Genomic DNA, 17,431 nt, shown 5'->3' on the forward strand with positions numbered 1-17,431 from the left:
GGGTGTGGCCGGAAGCACGGGATGTGGTCGCCGTACCCGTCGGGCAAGCCCCTCACTCCGCCGCAAGGCCGGGGGCGATCCGCAGGGGGGTGCGGAGGCGGAAGGACCCGGGTGGCGGGCGGAGGGATCCCGGTGGCGCCGATCCGCGCCCTCACCGGCGTCATGGACGCCGTGGACGCTCAGCCGCCGGAGGCCGGTCCCCGGCCCGTCATCTGGGACGCCCTTGCGGCCGCGGCTTCGGCCTTCGCGTCGCTGACCACCTCGGCGGCCTGCTTCGCGACCTCGTCGGCGGCCGCGGCAGCGTCGAGCGACGGCGGCAGGCCCGCCTCCAGCTCCGGAGCTCCGGCTTCGTCCGACGTGCTGTCCGCGTCGAGGGCTGCCGCGTCCTCCGGTCGCGTGGAACCGGGAAGACCCATCGCCGACGTATCACCGAACGCGTGGGTGACGGCGCGGACGGCCTCGGTCAGCTCGCCCGGGATCACCCAGAACGTGTTGTTGTCGCTCTTCGCGAGAGCCGGGAGCGTTTCGAGGTACTTGTAGGCGAGGACCTTGGGGTCGGCATTGTTGTGGTGAACGGCCCGGAAGACGCGCTCCACCGCCTTCGCCTCGCCGTCCGCCCGAAGGATCATGGCTTGCTGCGTGCCCTGCGCTTCCAGGATGTCCTTCTGCTTCGTGCCCTCTGCCGTGAGGATCTTGGCCTGCCGCTCCCCTTCGGCGTGGAGGATGGCCGCGCGCTTGTCACGCTCGGCCCGCATCTGCTTCTCCATCGCCTCCTTGATGGTGTTCGGCGGATCGATTTCCTTGATCTCGACGCGGTTGACCCGGATGCCCCACTTGCCGGTGGCGTCGTCCAGGACGGCCCGGAGGCGGGCGTTGATCTCCTCGCGTGAGGTGAGCGTCTCTTCCAGGTCCATCGAACCGATGACGTTCCGCAGCGTGGTCACGGTGAGCTGATCGATCGCCTGCAAGTAGTCGGCGACCTCGTAGGCAGCCGCCCGCGGGTCGGTGATCTGGTAGTAGAGCACGGTGTCGATGTTCACCACGAGGTTGTCCTCGGTGATCACCGGTCTGGGGGCGGACGAATACACCTGCTCCCGCACGTCCAGCTTGGTGTTGACACGGTCGGCCACCGGCACGACGAAGTTGAGGCCGGGTTGCAGCGTCCGCCGGTACCGGCCGAACCGCTCGATGTTGTAGCGGCGCGCCTGCGGGACGATCCGCACCGTGGCGGCCACGAGGAAGACGACAACGATCGCCGCCACGAGAATCGGGATGACAACCGGATCCACAGTTCCTCCCTCGGGGTGGCTCAGCCGTTCACGGAAGGAGGTCGTGGGGGTAGACGACAGCGGTAGCGCCGTCGATCTCCATGACGTCCACCAGCGCCCCCACGGGGATTACCTGGCTTTCGTCGATGGCCCGGGCAGACCAGTCCTCACCGGAGACCCTGATCAGGCCGCTGGTGGCGGTGACCTCCTGCTTGACCTCGGCCCGCCTGCCGATCAACGCGTCGCTTCCCTCACGGACGAGGGGTGCTTGTGCCATGTGCCGCAGCGCGACAGGACGGACGATGACCAGGCCCGCTGCCGCTGCCACCCCCAGCGCCACGAGCTGGCCCAGAAGGCCGACTCCCAGGCCGGCGACCACGGCGGCGAGCAGGGCGGCACCCGCCAGCAAGCCGAGGACCAGCGTCAGGGTGAAGTACTCCGCGACACCGAGCGCCGCGGCGGCGAGGAGCCATACGAACCACGGCATCGAATCAGCCTTCCTCAGCGACCCTACCCGTGGCATACCCGAATGAACCCGGACAGAACATGCGTATCCGTGCCGGTCTCGAGGAAACAGGCGAGGACCCCATCGCCAGGTGCCCGCCGCCGCCCGGTCCCCGTGCGGCCCCGTCGTGGGGAACGAGAGCCGGGACGGTCACCGGAACCTCCCCGGACGGCCAGGGGCGCCCCGATCGGCCCGCGGCGGTGAGCGCGGTCCGGGCGGGCCTGCGTGCGCCGCCTGGTAGTGCTCTGCTGGCTGGCCTTGTCACTTTGGGTGTGTGGCAGTGCGCTGGCTGTACGAGGGCTGGGGAGCCTGCCGCGGTGCGGGGCCGGCCGGAGGAGGTCGCTTCGGAGGTGTTCACGCCGTTGGTGCGGCGGGACCAGCGGCAGAAGGGTGCTCTGTATCTGCGGGGCCTGCCGCTGGACGGTGGCAGGAAGTCGATGCAGCCGACGGCGGAACGGCTCGGGGTCGATCACCAGCAGTTGCAGCAGTTCATGACGTCCTCGACCCGGCCGGTCGGGGACGTCCGGACCCGTCCGGCGTGGCGGGCGGTGGCAGCGGTGCGACGGCAGGCGTGAGTGGTGGACGGCACCGGCTTCCCGAAGGACGGTGCCTTCTCGCCGGGCATGGCCCGGCAGCAGTCCGGCACTGAGCCTCCCCGCCGCTACTTCTCGTAGCCCGTGTCGGCGGCGAGCCGCTCGATGTCCTCGCGGGCCTTGTCCATCTCGTCCGCGATGGCGTCGTCGGCGCTCTCCGCGAAGGTCTGGTCGCGTTCCCTGACGGGGAGGCCCTGGCAGTGCGGGGGGAGGCTGGTGCTGAGTTCGGTGCCGTCGGCGACGGCGGCTTCGACCTCTGCCGTCGACTCCTCGCGGCATTGACCAGACCGAGCACCTGCCAGACCGAGCGCCTGCCAGGCCGAGTTGGAGGCCGGCCCGGCCGCGCACGGCTGGTGGCCGCGAGACCAGGCTGATCTACCGGACCCAGACATACCGGGGCCGAACCGGTGAGAAGAAGGGCTACCGGGCCCGCGAGTTCTCCGACCTGCTGACCTCTGCACGTCGGCAGCTCGGCGGTGCCCCGCTGGTCGTGGTGTGAGGCTGGCCAGGGACTTCTTCAGGTGGGCCCATACGCCTTCGACGGGGTTGAGGTCGGGTGCGCAGTGGCTGTCCCGCAACCGCGAGAAGGGGTGAAGGCTGGGCTCAGGATGCGTCGCGGTGTGCTGCGGCGGCCCAGCGGCGGATGCTCAGGTCGGGGTGGGCTCGGGCGGACTCGACTGTACTTTCGAGCAGCTCGCGCAGATGAGTCGGGTATGCCGCGCGGGAGGTGGGCAGGCCCAGCAAGACACAGTGGCGCATCCGCAGTTCGGTGGCCTCGGCGAACGCTCGCATCGAGGCATCAAGCCACGCGTCCTTGATGTCCTGCGCCTCGTCCAGAGCGGGATCACGTACCCCATGGGGTCCGTACGCAGGGGAACGATCTGCGCGCAAGGGCACATGGGCGGAGTACCACGCCCGTACGGCACCCGTTCGCTCGGCATCCGTGCCGATCCGTAGGTAGTCGACCAATGCTGCCATCACACGGCGGCGTCCGAACGCATAGACCGCCGGCTCGACGAACCAGCGGCAGAAGCTGGGATCGGGGTCGTATACGGCTGCAGCCATCAGCGGGGCGAACACCTCCTCGGGCAGACTTGCGCGTTCGAGCAAGGGCTTTCGCATCGCATGGGCGAGGTGGCGGGCACGCCGGTCGTTCGGCTCCATGACGACGTCGTCGACGCCCAGGAGGCGAGCCACCTCGGTCGCGCATGTCAGGAATGAGCGCGGTTCCATGCTGCTCCGTCTGCCTTCGGCCACGACAGCATTCTGGACCGGCCGTCGGCAGGCACGGCACCAGCGGTGGCTGGCCTTTGCGCGGAAGGGCACCCGCTCAGACTCCCCCTCGCCGCGGAACGGTCATGGTGTGGTTGGTGTGATCACGGCGTCAGAGCCGTCCTGGACGGCCCCGTTCCCCGGGCTGGGCTCTCGTGCCTCGGGAAGCTGGTGACGGTTCTGCGGCGCCAGGGCGCGGACACGCTTCGCAGGGGCGTTCGTGGAGCCTTCCGCTGAAGGAACGGACCCTGTCGGTCACGGCGTACTGGCGCGCGAACCTGACCTTGCTGCAGCTCGACCCATGGTTCGGGGTTTCGATGTCGGCAGCGGACCGGACCAACGACCGCCTCGGGCCGATGCTCGCCTTCCAGTTCCGCAAGCGGTCCGCGAAGGGCACCGTGCTCACCGTGGCCGGCGCCCTGGTCCCCACTTGTGACACACGCCATCGCGGAGCGGTCGAAGAACTACCGGTACCCCGACGACGACCAGGTCGTCCTCCTACCCGACACCCGCCGGGCCGTCGTGGGCGGCCGGCCGCTCGCCGGAAACCGCAACGACTGCATGGCGTGGGAGGTTGACTGACCGGCCCGGCGTAGGAGACGTGCCCGCTGCGGATCTGATCGGGTGGCCTTCACCGAGCTTCTTCAGCGTTGAGCAGATCCAGAGTGGGGACTGCCTTGGCGGTTGAGCCCGTTCCTACGTGCGCGTGAGCGGCCCGGTGGAAACTCCCCGGATTCCCCCCCAGGGCTGACGGGGCAGGACTCGCCCGGTGCGGGGTTCTCGGCCGTTCCGTGGATTGCCAGGATGGTGGGCCGTATAGCCTGGCGAAATTCTCGCGCAGGGAACGCGGATGGTAGCCCCTCCCGACAGCAGCCCGAACCGGGACACCCCCGCTTGCGCGGGGAGCACATCTACTACGACCCCGACACGGAGGACGGCTTTGGGACACCCCCGCTCGCGCGGGGAGCACAAGGAACTACGGGCGAGAGAAACCGTGATCGGCGGGACACCCCCGCTCGCGCGGGGAGCACACCCACGGCCGTGACCGGGGTGGAGTGGTCGCCGGGACACCCCCGCTCAGGCGGAGGTGAACCGCCACACGCGACGAAGACACACGCGAGCTCATCGTCCGCTCCGCGCAGCCGGAGGTGAACCGCAGTTCGTGCCAGGCGCTGGCCTCATCCAGCAGTCTGGACGCGCAGGCGGAGGTGAACCGAATCGCCTGGAGATCGACACCGACTAAAACGTGGCTGCTCTGGCCAGGTAAAGGTGGAGGGGGGAGGCTTCAGGCCGCACGGCTCCTGTCCGCCACGCGCGGGCCGATGTTCACCCCAGGAGCGGCTCTGGGGGTCGAACGAGGAGCGGTCGGACACGCGCGTAGTTACTCTCTGGGCTCGGCGGCCCCTACTCCCGAGACCGCTGGGGCGGCATGGCTGATCCGTATGAGGTCTGCTGCCCGCTGCCGTGGTTCCCCTGCGGCCGTGATTTCGACGAGGCTGCCCGACGCGCGGTGGCTCCCGTTGCTCCCCCACCGCCAGCCTGGCGGTGGGGGAGCAACGGAGCTTGGTCGCGCCCGGGTGCCATGCCCGACCGGGCAGGCCCCCGAGTGGACCCTCCCTCATGGCCTGGCGCCGCGACCTGCCGTCCCCAGGGGTTCCGGCGCCCGTTCCCCGGTCAGCCCCAGGGAACGGACAGCCGGACCGCCGCGGCGGACAGGTGGCGCCTGCCGCTCGCGGTACAGGGCCGGATCGCTCAGGAGGCGTTGGGCCTGGCGCCGCCTGATGCGCCTCCGGTTCGGTCGACGATGGCGCGGACCGTCACGGGTGCGGTGCGGTTGGAGATCCAGCCGTCCTCGCCGTGGCTGCCCCGGGCGAGGTACCTCGCCTGGATGTCCACGACGACGAGCGCGCTCCCGTGGCTGAACCCTTCGGCGATGCCCGGACTGGTCGTGAACTCCGGCAGCACACCACCCCGGGCCACCTGGTCGCCGACGATCACCGGAGGGCCCGTCTTCGTGTCTGCCGTGTCCCCTGACGCCGACCCGTTCCTCGCCATGGCGTCGGCCACGCTCACGCGTGTGCCCCGCCAGAGCGTGACGGTCTTGTCCGGGTTGCCGGCCACCGCCTCCGCGACCTTCGCCTGAGACGTGGGTTGCGGAAGCCTGTCGCGGTAGTACTCGTCGAAGTCGTCCGTGTCCGAGTCGTAGTTGGGGTCGCTCTCGGGGAGCCGGGTCGGGCCGGTCGAGTAGCGAATCGGGTCACCGGCGGCTGTCTCCGCCCCCTCGATCACGAGCGTCTTGAGCTCTAGCGCGAGGTCAGACGTTGCGCCCGTCGATGCCGACGGCACGGTGTATGCCACTCCCCGGTCCAGTTCCGCTGCCTGGCCGGTGGCCCCCGGGGCCTCCGACGAACCACCGTCGGTGAGTACTCTCGGTGATTCCGCCACCTCGGGGCGCCCTGCGGGGCGTCTGCCGCCGGACTCGCCCGAGCCTTCACCGCTGCGCCCGGCGTGCTCGGCCTCCACGGCTCGGACGTCGCCGGCTCCTCTGGTGCCGACCCCTCCTTCAGTGACGCCTGGCCTGAAACCGCCGCCCTCGGGCAGCCCCGAGAACACGGCCGACAGGATGCCGAGTCCGAGGTTGACCTTGTCCACGGTCGTCGTCCGGTGCGGCTCCTCGGCGTTGTGGAAGTGGACATACGGGCTGTAGCAGTTCGGGCCGGAACATGCTGCGGAGGCTGAGGATGCCAGGAGGCACTGAGCTCTTTCCAGCCCGACAGGTTGGAAAGAGCTCCATGCCCGCCATCGAGACCCGGCCGGACCCCCGTCTATGGACGCGGACGACGGGCGTGTGCCCGATGCGGCCCCAGGTCCTGGCACGCGGCGGCGTCATCGACTGCCCGGCTTCGCCCTCGAAGAGGATCGGGCCTTGACCCGGAAGCTGAGACGGTGCGGGTGGGTCGGGTCGGTCAGGCAGGTGTGCACGCGCATCTGGCCGCGGCCGAGATAGACACCGACGGGATCGATGACTCCCGGTCATCCGTCCGGTCCTCGATGGGCATCCAGCTTCGTGAGCCCAGTCGCACTCCCATTGCACCCGGATCAGTCCCCGCGCGGACGCCTCCGCGTCGAGCTCGCTCTCGCCGCACCGCCCCACCGCGAGCAGGAGGTCGCGGGCCACCTCGTCGCGGATGGCCGCCTTGGAGAACCCGGGTCGGCTGCGGCGGGCCCATGCGAGGGCGTCGGCGTCGGTTCGCTGCAACAACAGCGCGGAGACCGCCAGCGCCTACTTCCGGGTACGCCCGGGGCGTGGAGCCCAAGGCGGTCTCGGGGGGGCGGTCGGCCCCTCCAGCACCGAGATGGCCATCGGTGCGGGTCTCGTCGCCTCGGCAGCGGTGGACGGCAGCCTGTTCGTCGCCCGTCGTCGCACGGTGCGGCGGCCGCGTCCGGAGGGCCGCCGCACCGCGGGCCGCGGGGACGCGTCAGTGGCGCCGGTCGGCCGTCCGCCTGCGGACGACCAGGACGGTCGCCGCCGCCGCGGCCGCCACCAGGGCGCCGCCCGCGGCGATCTCCGCGGTGCCGGCTCCGCCGATGCTCCCGCCGACGCCGCCGCTGACGCCCGAGGGGGCGATGGTCACCGCGGAGCGGGTGGAACTCGCGGTCGGCGTGGAGGAGCCGCCGGCGATCCTGAGGTCGAGGGTCCCGATCCGCCCGGTGCAGTTGAACTGGACCGAGTACACGGCGCCGGGACGGGCGTCCCAGTCGACCACGGCGGTGGCGGCGCCGTTGCGCGGGATCGTCACGGTGTCGAACACGCCGGACGTGACGGTCGTGGTGCTGGGGCAGCCACCCGCCGTCAGGGTGACCCTGCCGCCGGCGGACACCGTCGACGGTGTCACCGAGAAGTCGTAGGGGGTGTTGTTCACGGCGACGGCGGGGGCGGATGCGGTCAGGGCGAGTGCGGCCGCTCCAAGAGCGGCGGATGCGGCACGTATCGCACGCATGGGCGGACCTCCGGGTCCCCGAGGAGCATCCGCGGGAACCGTTTCCGCGCAGGTCGGGGTGTGCTCCTCGATCACAGGAACGCTACGAGCGGCCACACTGCGCCGCGATCGCTGTAGGGCATTCGGGTCATCATGCGGGGCCGACCGGGTTCCGTACCGGCGTGGCGGGCCGACCGCGGCGCCGGAGCGTGAGATGGGGCGCGATCCCGGCGATGCGGTCGCGCAGCGGGCTCCTCCCCAGGACGGCGATAGCCTCCTCCACCAGCTCGCCGAGCGCGTGCGACAGCTCCGCCTCGAAGGCGGCGGCCGCCGCGGCCGTGGCCTGCCACTCGGCGTCGAGCGGCGGCAGCATCCCGCGGGCCCGTGAGGTGAGCCGCGCCAGGCGTTGCCGGGCGTCCTCGCCGCGTCCGACAGTCACCAGCCCCTCCGTCGCGAGCTGGGCCGCGGTCTGGCTGGCCGCCGAGTGCGTGACGCTCGTGGCGGCGGCCAGGTCGCGGATGGAGCAGGGACCCCGGTCCGCGAGGGTGCGCAGGAAGGGGGCGTAGCGCGGGCGCATGCCCTCCAGCCCGAGCGCCATCTACACGGCGGCCACGTCGGCCTCCAGGAGGTGGAGGAGGGTGCGCAGGCGGGTGCCGAGGATCTCGGGGCCTGCGGGCGGGGGTGGCGGGGTGCTCATGGCCTCTGATCTAACAGTGCTGTCGTACATAGCTCCCCCTGTTCGCCGGGGCGTGCGCGCCGGGGGCCTCTATGTCTTTCGTCAAGGCGTCCGCAACCAACGTCCCGTCAGGGACTGCCGTTCCCCCGAGATGTCTGCTGGACACGGGCTTCGGCCCTGCCCACCCGTTGGCTTGATCAGCAGCTTGTCCCCTTCCGGCGTGACTCATCACGGTTCCGCCACGTGGTGACTCCACCCAGGCCCACGCCGTTACGGACGTCCGCCCGGAGGAGAACAACCGCATGACCATGCTCGCACAGCGAACCGCGCATCTATTGCTGCAGTCGCAGTTGTGGGGGCGGTGGCCGTGGCGTCGATAGTGGCTGAGGCGGGCTCGGTGCTGGTGGCAGCGGCGCCAGTGCGACGAGTGCAGGATGTGTCTGGTCTCTTGCCCTCCGGTATGGACGATCTTGGCTGGAAGGCAGCGGATTTCGTTCACGCTCAGTCGGATCTGGTCGCGGCCGGTTTCCCTTCTCCGTCGATGTCGTCCCGCAGGGCGGCGAGGTGGGCGGCGGCCATGGCCCGGGTGATGGGCCGTTACTAAGCCCGGTAGTGGGGGACCTGATAGCGGTCAAGGCCGGCCTCGTTCTTGGCGACCTGGAAGCGTTCCTCAATCGCTCAGCGGGCGCCTGCGGCTCAGACGATCTCTGTGTGCGTCGTCTCCAGCGGCGCGTGCACCACGTAGTACGCCCGCTCGCCAGTGGTCGGGTTGCGGCGGATCAGCAGTGAAACGGCGAACCCGTCGGCGGCCTCGCGGTCCTCAGCGGAACAAGCGCCCAGGCGTAATCGCGCGGTCCGTGGGCGCCGTCGCCTGCTGAGCAGATCTCCCAGACCTCCTCGGGCAGGATCGCCGCCAGGGTACGGACGTTCTCTCCGCACGGCCCGAGCCGGTGCCGTTAGCCGATGGCCAGCACATACGACAGCCGCAGGCCGGTCAGGCAGGATCGCAGAGCCGGGTTGTCGCCGTAGACCTCGTCCGCAGCCACCCGCCGAAACGGCACCTTCGCCTGCACGGCCCGCTGAAGCATCGCTATGGCCAGGGCTGGCCTATTGTGTGTATGGGGCCTGGTGAACTTGGTGGTGGTCTGCTGTGGCCTTGGGTGGAGCACCGGGATGTGTGCCGCTGCTGTGCCTGCAGCGCCTGAGTGCGGGAGCGATGTCGCGCTTGGCGAGCGCGGGACGGGGGCGGATGACCGTCTGGCCGGCCGGCGAGGTGGTGGCTTACTCACCCGCTACGGGTGACAGCCCACAGGCCGCATTCGTCACTTACTACGTGGAAGCTTGGCGTAGGCAGCTGCGGCCCGTTGGCCGAAGGGCTGCCACGGCCCTGATCCAGCCGACTACGGAGTGACGCATGCGTCGCACGAGAAGGACAGCGGAGGACACGGCCGAGCGACCCGGCGACGCTACGAGGGCGCGGATGAAGCAGCGCGTGCGTATCAGGCCGCGCATCTGGCACAAATTGGCAGCCATCTGCCTCGCCTTTATGATTCCGCTCGGCTTGACGGCGACCTACCTAATCCGCGAGCAGAACGCCAGAATCGAAATCACCAGAAGCGAGATCACCGGACTCAGCTACATCCAGCCCTTGACCACCTTGCTGCGAGACGTCTCCCATCATCGTTCCCTGTCCAGCCGCGAAAGCAGAGGGCAACCGGTTCCTCGTAACGAGGTCGCAAGCACGGAGAGGGCCATTGACCAGGGCTTCAATATGCTGCTCGCCGTGGACCCAGCCTCGAAATCAAGGATCTCGGTCCAGAAGAACGACTTCGCTCAGAGAGGAGAGTCCGATCTGAACCCGGAGGTACTTGCCGCCGACTGGGAGAACATCAAGATCAGGCAGAAAAACCCCGACACCGATGTCTTGTACGACCGCCTGATCCTCAATTTGATCAATCTTGCTGGGTACGTCGGTGACACCTCCCAAATGGCGCTCGACCCTGAGTTGGACAGCGGCTACGCATTGAGCACGCTGACACAGTGGGAGCCGCAGATCACCAATCGCCTATACCATCTCGGAGACGCCACGGAGTCCGTACTGGCGCAAGGGGCTTCTCCAGATGATAAACGCACGATCGCGCGTCTCAGCGAACTTGTCGCACACGACCTCGAATTCCTGAGCGTCAGCCTGTCCCGGGCATTCACTGAATCTCCGAAAGTCGAGCGGTCGCTCAGTCCCCTGCTGCAAGAATTGAACACGGAGGCCGAGGGCCTGGACACGATGGGCGAGCAGTTGTTCGCTGCGACTGGTCGCGAGACCGGGCCGCTTGAGGCTTACCTCAAGCAGCTGGAGAATACCAAGCTCACCAACAACCAGCTGACGGAAGCCGTAATCAACCAGGCGGAGGACGTGCTGCAGGAGCGCGAGAACACCGAGATGAGAAACAGAGCGACAACGCTGGCGAGCATCGGCGGCGTACTCGCCCTGATCATCGTGTTCACCGCATTGGTCAGCCGGAGAATGGTGAGTGACCTGTCCAGCGTGGAGCGTGCCGCGCAGTCCGTCAGCAGTGGCGATCTGGGGCAACGCGCACGCGTCAAGAGCCGGGATGAGATCGCAGCCTTGGCGCACGCCTTCAACGCCATGGCTGAATCACTGCAGGAGAGCTACACCGCCATCGAACGCAAGGTCCGGAAACGCACGGAAGAGCTGAGTCGGCAGAACGCCTCCCTGGAACTGCTGGAGGGCGTCGCCTCTGCGGGGAACGTTGCATCGAAGCCGGCAGAGGCGGGCCGTACCATCGTGGAACTGGTGTGCTCCTACATGGGATGGCCAGTCGGGCACGTACGCCTGGTCCCAGCTCCTGTCTCATCCGGGCACGATGCTCCACTGCACAAGGACTCAGCTCCGCCCATGGTCTCCTCCGGCGTCTGGCACTTCGACGATCCGGCGGCTGCGGATGATCAGAAGGCCCTGATCGAAGCCGTCCACAGGTTGTCACTGGGAGCGGCGGCCCAGCAGTCTCTGGAGAGTGACAAAGCATGGATCACAGACCTCGACGACGATCCTGACCTTGCGAATCAACGGCAGGCCGCAGGAGTCGAACTCCGAACCTATCTGGCGTTCCCCATCCTTCAGGGCCAGCAGGTCAGGGGAGTGCTCGAGTTCCTGGCGCCCGCACACACGGATCCGGACACAGCACTGCGCAAGCTGATGCAGAACGTCGGCACCCAACTGGGATGGGTACTGGAACGCTCGCAGGCTGCTGAAGATCTACGGCTCTCGAAAAGCGAGGCAGAGGCGGCCAATGAGGCCAAAAGTACCTTCCTCGCTACGATGAGCCACGAAATCCGCACCCCGCTGAACTCCGTGATCGGTATGACCGACCTTCTCCTTGATACCCCGCTCGAACAGGAGCAGCAGAACTTCGCTCAGATAATTCGCGACAGCGGCGAAACCCTCCTGGCAATCATCAACGACATCCTGGACTTCTCCAAGATGGAGGCTGGAAAGCTCAACCTCGACAACAAGCCCCTCAACCTGCGCCGCTGCATCGAATCAGCATTCGACCTCATCGCCAGCCGAGCGTCCCAGAAGGATCTGGATCTCGCCTATATCATCACTCCAGGAACACCGGAAGAGGTGCTGGGAGACCCGGTCCGCCTCCGGCAGGTCATCAGCAACCTTCTCAGCAACGCTGTGAAGTTCACACAGTCGGGTGAAGTCGTCCTCACAGTCACAGCGGAGGCAGAAAACGAGGTCAGTCCTGCCGGCAACGAGGCCGCGCCCGCCAAAGCGGCCGATGACGACACTGCGGACCGCCCGCTGATGCTTCACTTCGCAGTCCGTGACACCGGAATCGGCATTCCCGCCGACCGTATGAAGCTGCTGTTCCATGCCTTCGAACAACTCGACGCCGCCAGCAGCAGGCGCTTCGAGGGGACCGGGCTGGGGCTCGCGATCAGTCTCCGCCTCACTGACCTCATGGGCGGCACCATGTGGGCCGAGAGCACTGCAGGCAAGGGCTCCACCTTCCACTTCACCATACAGACACGGCAGGTCCCCGCCGCCATGCGCGCAGCTCCCCTGGAACCTGGAGGAACAGAGCTTGAGGGAAAGCGCCTGCTCGTCGTCGACGACAACGCTACCAACCGCATGATCCTCACTCTCCAGGGAGAATCGTGGGGCATGGTCGTCCGGGCTACGGAATCACCTCAGGAGGCCTTGGCCTGGATCCGCCAAGGCGATCCATTCGACGTCGGCATTCTGGACTACCACATGCCGGAGATGAACGGCGTGGCGCTTGCCAACTTGATCCGCCAGCGGCGGGACAAACCCGCGCTTCCACTCATCCTGCTCACGTCGGTCGGCCGTCAGGACTCCGAGACGCTCGACGAATTCGACAGTTGCCACACCAAGCCGATCAAGGCCGACCACCTGCACGCCGAACTGTGTCGGCTTCTGGGTGTGCGCCGCCCCTCCACCGAGCCCTCACCGGCCCAGCCGTCCGCGCCCTCCGTACCGGTGACGACAATGCCGAGCCTGCGCATCCTTGTCGCGGAAGACAATCCGACGAACCGACTAATCACACTGCGCATGCTCGGAAATCTCGGATACGACGCAGAGACGGCGGAAGATGGCCTCCAGGCCCTGGACGCACTCCGGCACGGCAGGTACGACGTGGTCCTGATGGACGTCCAGATGCCGCGGATGGACGGGCTCGAGGCATCACGCCGCATCCATCGGGAATGGGCACCCGCAGCCCGGCCGAGAATCATCGCCATGACAGCCAACGCCATGGCCGGTGATCGCGAACGATGCCTGGCCGCAGGCATGGATGATTACGTAAGCAAGCCTGTGCGCCTCGAAGAACTCGCACGCGCGCTTGAGCGGTGCCGGCGGCGCGAGGAGGAACCCGGGCGGCCGCCGGCACAGGGCCGGACATCGGCAGGAACGTCGGCGCATGGCCCCGGTCCGCCGAGAAAGGAGGAAGTAGCGCCACACGACAGCGACCGGATCCTCAAGGCCGAGACGGTGCACAGCCTCGTCGGCTCCCTCAGCGGGCCCTTCGTCGCTGAACTCATCACCGCGTTCATGGAGGACTCTCCCGCGCTGGTCGCCGCTATCCGTGGAGGAGTACCAGCAGGCGACCCCGATGAAGTCCGGCGTGCAGCCCACACCCTGCGATCCAACGCCAGTACCTTCGGAGCGTCAGTCCTGGAATCCCTGTGTGCAGCAGCCGAGGACAAGGCCCGGGCCGGAAGGACCGTCGACGTGGCACCGCTCATACCACGCATCGAGGCCGAATACGACAGGTGCCGGAAGGCCCTGCAGAAGCTGAGAGCCGAGCTCACATCATGACTCATGAGACAGAGCATGTACTGGTGGTTGACGACGACCGGACCAACCGCATGATGCTGACCTACCGCCTGGAGATCAACGGAATCGACTGTGCCGCTGCCGAGAACGGGCAGCAGGCACTCAGCATGATGCGCACCGATCTCTTCAGCGTCGTACTGCTCGACATCCTGATGCCGGGCCTCGACGGCTACGCCACATTGGAGATCATGAAGAACGATCCCGCTCTGCGGGACATCCCCGTGATCATGATTTCACAGCTGGACGAAATGGACAGCGTCATGCGCTGCCTTGATCTCGGTGCCGAGGACTACCTTCCCAAGCCACTCAACTCCAGGCTCCTCATGGCCAGACTCGACGGCATATTGCTGCGCAACCGGCTCAAGCAACTCGAGGAAGATCATCAGGAGCAGCTGGACCTGCTGGCAGATTCCGTCACCGCTGCCGGGAAGGGCCTGTTCGATCCCGCTTCGCTGAAGACCGTGGCCGACCGGGGCGACGGCTTCGGGGAACTCGCACGCACTCTGATTTCCGTCGCAGGCAAGTGTTTCTGATCATGCGGAGTGCCCTATCAGCGTCCACGTCGCCTGGATCACGGTCAACCGGCCTGGACACGACGAGACCTGATGTGATGGGGCAGGGGTTCGGCTCGGAACTTTCCGCTGTGGGACTCGTTCATGCGGGCGCAGGAAGCTTCTCACCCAGCTGTCGCCGACTGCTGATGTCGAGCTTGCGGTAGGAACTGGCCAGGTGAGCTTCGACGGTTTTTGGTGTGACGAATAGGGCTTGGGCGATCTCGCGGTTGGATCTGCCGGCGGCGGCCAGTTCGGCGACGCGACGTTCGCTGGGGGTCAGGGCGTCGATTCCGGCAGCGAGCGGGCTACGGGGGCGGGCTCCGCCGGCTCTGAGTTCGGCGTTGATCTGCTGGACGAGTGGCTGTGCGCCGCAACGTCGGGCGATGTCGCAGGCCTCGGTCAGCAGCCTCCGAGCGTTCTTACGCTGGCCAGCGCGGCGCAGGGCGGCACCGAGTTCTGCGGCTGTCTTGGCGTACTCCAGGCGGGCCGGCCCGGACCGGAGCCGGTGCGCCGCCTGTTGGAGGAGTGCTGTGCCCTGCTCGTCGCGGTGGACGAGCCCGGCGACGCGCAGTGCCCGTCCCCGGGCAAGGGGCGCACCCCAGTCGTGGGCCAGTCGTACTTCCTCCAGAGCCAGTGGTTGGGCTTCCTCATCCCGGTCCAGCAGGTGAAGGCACAGTGCTGCCTCGGAATGCCAGGGCAGGATTGCGGGGTTCTGTCCGCCGGCCGCGAGGAAGGCGTCTCCTGCAGCCAGGGCGGCATCAAGGGCGTCGCTTGGCTTGGCCTGCAGGCGCAGGAGTTGCGCGCGGCGCAGCAGGAGGTGGTAGATGAGACCCGTGAGAGGGAGAGCGTCGCCTTTCAGGGCCCAGTCCAGTGCCTGCTCTGCTTCGTCCAGGTGGCCTTGCTCCATGAGGATGTCGGCCAGGAGCGGGCCGAGGATGAGGCGGTGCAGGCTGATGCCTGCGGTCTCGGTTGCTTGGATGGCGTCGCGGGCATCGGCTTCGGCTTCGGTCAGGCTGCCGCGTCGCAGCCAGGCCAGGGCGCGGTAGGTGAGGGCTGTCGTCAGGCTGCTGGTTGATCCCTCTCGGTAGGCTTGGGTGACCGCGTGGTCCAGGCTGGTGAGTGCTTCTGGCCGGTCAGCGCAGATCAACACCCACCAGGCCAGGGCCAGTGGTGTTGCACCGATGGCCCGGTGGAGCAGTTCCCCGTCCTGTACAGCCCGCAGCGCCCGCGGCACGGCGCGTGGGTCGCCGACCACGGCGTCGTGCACGGCGATCACGCAGTCCAGGAACTTTCCTCCCAGAGTCGATCCCGGCCTCAGCAGCCGCTGGCGACCGACCTCGCGGAGCAGGTCCTGCCGCAGATCGGGAGCAGCTGGCTCGAAAAGTGGAATGCAGAGAATGTCCGCCTTCAGCCTGGCGGTGAGATCCGGCTCACCGGGCGGCAGTTGCGCCAGGGCCTGTCGCCACACCTCAAGCGCCTCCGGGATGCGCTGGGACAGCAGCAGCCCGTTGCCCAGCAGGCTGGCGACCGCTGCACGGTGGTGGACGTTACTGGCGAGCGGCAGGGCTTCTTGCAGGTAGCGCACGGAAGCATCAGTGTCGGTGAGCCGCAGGGTCCGCCCCAGTTGGTGCAAGACTTCTAGGCGCTCGCGGGGGGCAGACGCCTCCCCCAGCCCCCGCCGCAGGTAGGTCGCGGCCGCGTGCGGAGAACCCCGGCTATGTGCGTCACGGGCGGCTCGCATCAGGATCTTCAACAGCTGCGGATCCCCGGCCGGCGGCAAGCGCAGCAGATGTGCAGCCGCCTTCTCGGCCTCGGCGCCTGCCTGGGATAGCAGGTCGGCAGCTCGACGATGCGCGGCCCATGCCCGTTCTGGGGTCATGGCGTGGTAGACAGCGGCTTGGACCACCGGATGGGCGTAGCCGGTCGACGCGGACGGCCCTTGGCCGCTGCTGGGCCGGAGGAGTTCTATGCGCTGCAAATCTGCCATGGCTTGCATCGCTGTGGTCAGGGGTACGTCGGCCAGCGCCGCTGCCTGCTCCAGCGGAGTGTCCTCGCCGAGAACGGCTACCGCCCGAGCGAGAGCCAGGTGCCGTGCCGGAAGGCGATGGATCCAAAACGATACCCAGCGGGCGACAGCGCGCGGTCCCAGGCTGGTCACCTGCCCGGCGTTCACCGCTCGGGGCTCGACGCTCTCGGCAAGCAAGGTGGCGGTCGTCTCTTTGAGCAGCAGGGGGTTGCCCCCCGTGGCGCGGTGGCAGGCAGCCAGGAATGCGTCCTCCACCTCTTCCCCCGGTGCAGCTCTGGCGAACTCACGGCGCACGAGACTGCAGGCGGCATCGGCACTCAGTGCCTTGGGGCGTAGCACCTGGCAGACGGGGTCGCTGATGATCCGATCTAGCAGGTCACGCTGAGCAGCAGGCTGGTCCGGCCGCAGTGCCAGCACCACGCACAGCTTGAGGGGGCTCAGCCGCGGCTGCAGGTAGAGGAGGAACCGCAGCGAGGCGATGTCTGCCCAGTGGGCGTCGTCCACGACGAATACCACAGGCCGCTCCTCGCACAGATTGCAGGCTAGCCAATACAATCCGTGACGAACTGCGAAATCGCGGTCGGCAGTGGAGGCGTCACCCGGAACGGGCCCGAAGACAGGAGCGGCCTGGCCGGCCGCGCCGGACAGCAGGTGTTTGTGTTCTTCGGGACCGCCGACAGCCAGGAGCGGCTCAAACAGCTGCCTCACGATACCGAAGGAGAACTCCTGCTCCAGTTCGGTACCACGGGCGGTGGCGATAGAGAACCCGGATGGCACAGCGATATTGCGAACCTGGGTGAGCAGGCTGCTCTTGCCGATACCCGCCGGTCCTTCGACAGCGGCAAACCTTCCCTGTCCCGTCTGGGCCAGCGTGATCAAGCTGGCGAGAGCGCTGACTTCGGAATCGCGCTCATACAGGGCGCTGGTGCGCTCCATATGTCCAGTATGCGCCCGGCCGCACGCTGCAGCCTGTCACCGCCGAGTCTGGCGGTGTATCCGGGTGAGTGACGAGGCAGCGGGATAGTGACGTCGGAGATCGGCGTCCGTGAGACAGCGCGGGCGTCGAGGGCACTCACATGGTGTGCGCTGTCGGTGCCCGGTCCAGCCGAGGTGAGAGCCCCTGTGATTGACGGCGGACGTCGACGCCCTCACCGAGGCCGGCATCCCGTGCCACGCC

The 17,431-nt window shown here is 67.9% G+C and carries 12 protein-coding genes and 1 pseudogene; 4 read left to right on the forward strand and 9 right to left on the reverse strand.

Going from position 1 to position 17,431, the window contains the following annotated elements; genetic code table 11:
- Positions 1-179 precede the first annotated feature (179 nt).
- A complete protein-coding gene (locus tag NPS70_RS17600) occupies positions 180-1,289 on the reverse strand; it encodes an SPFH domain-containing protein (RefSeq protein WP_256525235.1) in 1,110 nt (369 codons plus the stop codon).
- A gap of 28 nt (positions 1,290-1,317) precedes the next feature.
- Positions 1,318-1,755 (reverse strand): NfeD family protein, encoded by a 438-nt coding sequence (locus NPS70_RS17605; RefSeq protein ID WP_256525236.1) that lies wholly within the window; start codon positions 1,753-1,755, stop codon positions 1,318-1,320.
- Positions 1,756-2,123: 368 nt separating this feature from the next.
- On the opposite strand from NPS70_RS17605, the gene NPS70_RS28730 reads away from it, so the two are divergent.
- A complete protein-coding gene (locus NPS70_RS28730; protein WP_256525237.1) occupies positions 2,124-2,348 on the forward strand; it encodes a transposase in 225 nt (74 codons plus the stop codon).
- Between the two features lie 86 nt (positions 2,349-2,434).
- Here NPS70_RS28730 and NPS70_RS17615 read toward each other — a convergent pair whose 3' ends face one another.
- Entirely contained in the window at positions 2,435-2,758 is a 324-nt protein-coding gene (locus NPS70_RS17615; protein ID WP_256525238.1) for a hypothetical protein, read from the reverse strand.
- 211 nt (positions 2,759-2,969) lie between these two features.
- Positions 2,970-3,623, reverse strand: coding sequence for a hypothetical protein (locus NPS70_RS17620; protein WP_256525239.1), 654 nt, complete (start codon positions 3,621-3,623; stop codon positions 2,970-2,972).
- Between the two features lie 106 nt (positions 3,624-3,729).
- On the opposite strand from NPS70_RS17620, the pseudogene NPS70_RS17625 reads away from it, so the two are divergent.
- Positions 3,730-4,211 (forward strand): annotated as a pseudogene (locus NPS70_RS17625) (transposase family protein); the annotation flags it as partial.
- Positions 4,212-5,390: 1,179 nt separating this feature from the next.
- On the opposite strand, the gene NPS70_RS17630 reads toward NPS70_RS17625, so the two are convergent.
- The 4 genes from NPS70_RS17630 to NPS70_RS28735 all read right to left on the reverse strand — a co-directional run bounded on the left by NPS70_RS17630 (position 5,391) and on the right by NPS70_RS28735 (position 9,583).
- Positions 5,391-6,290 carry a DUF4765 family protein gene (locus NPS70_RS17630; RefSeq protein ID WP_256525240.1) on the reverse strand — a complete coding sequence of 300 codons (900 nt, stop codon included), beginning with the start codon at positions 6,288-6,290 and terminating at the stop codon, positions 5,391-5,393.
- A gap of 827 nt (positions 6,291-7,117) precedes the next feature.
- Positions 7,118-7,639 (reverse strand): hypothetical protein, encoded by a 522-nt coding sequence (locus NPS70_RS17635; protein ID WP_256525241.1) that lies wholly within the window; start codon positions 7,637-7,639, stop codon positions 7,118-7,120.
- Positions 7,640-7,769: 130 nt separating this feature from the next.
- Positions 7,770-8,216: a MarR family transcriptional regulator gene (locus NPS70_RS17640; protein WP_256525242.1), complete on the reverse strand. Its 447-nt coding sequence runs from the start codon at positions 8,214-8,216 to the stop codon at positions 7,770-7,772.
- A gap of 1,034 nt (positions 8,217-9,250) precedes the next feature.
- Entirely contained in the window at positions 9,251-9,583 is a 333-nt protein-coding gene (locus NPS70_RS28735) for a transposase (protein ID WP_308315023.1), read from the reverse strand.
- A 191-nt stretch (positions 9,584-9,774) separates the two neighbouring features.
- On the opposite strand from NPS70_RS28735, the gene NPS70_RS17650 reads away from it, so the two are divergent.
- Together NPS70_RS17650 and NPS70_RS17655 are read left to right on the forward strand one after the other, a co-directional pair.
- Positions 9,775-13,656 carry a response regulator gene (locus NPS70_RS17650; RefSeq protein ID WP_256525244.1) on the forward strand — a complete coding sequence of 1,294 codons (3,882 nt, stop codon included), beginning with the start codon at positions 9,775-9,777 and terminating at the stop codon, positions 13,654-13,656.
- Between the two features lie 23 nt (positions 13,657-13,679).
- The gene (locus NPS70_RS17655) at positions 13,680-14,207 is read left to right on the forward strand and encodes a response regulator (protein ID WP_256525245.1); all 528 of its coding nucleotides are present in this window, start codon (positions 13,680-13,682) and stop codon (positions 14,205-14,207) included.
- 121 nt (positions 14,208-14,328) lie between these two features.
- Here NPS70_RS17655 and NPS70_RS17660 read toward each other — a convergent pair whose 3' ends face one another.
- Complete coding sequence (locus NPS70_RS17660; protein WP_256525246.1) at positions 14,329-17,190, reverse strand: AAA family ATPase; 2,862 nt, start codon at positions 17,188-17,190, stop codon at positions 14,329-14,331.
- Between the last annotated feature and the right edge of the window lie 241 nt (positions 17,191-17,431).

It is taken from the genome of Streptomyces sp. C10-9-1 (assembly GCF_024497955.1).
GTDB lineage: Bacteria > Actinomycetota > Actinomycetes > Streptomycetales > Streptomycetaceae > Streptomyces > Streptomyces sanyensis.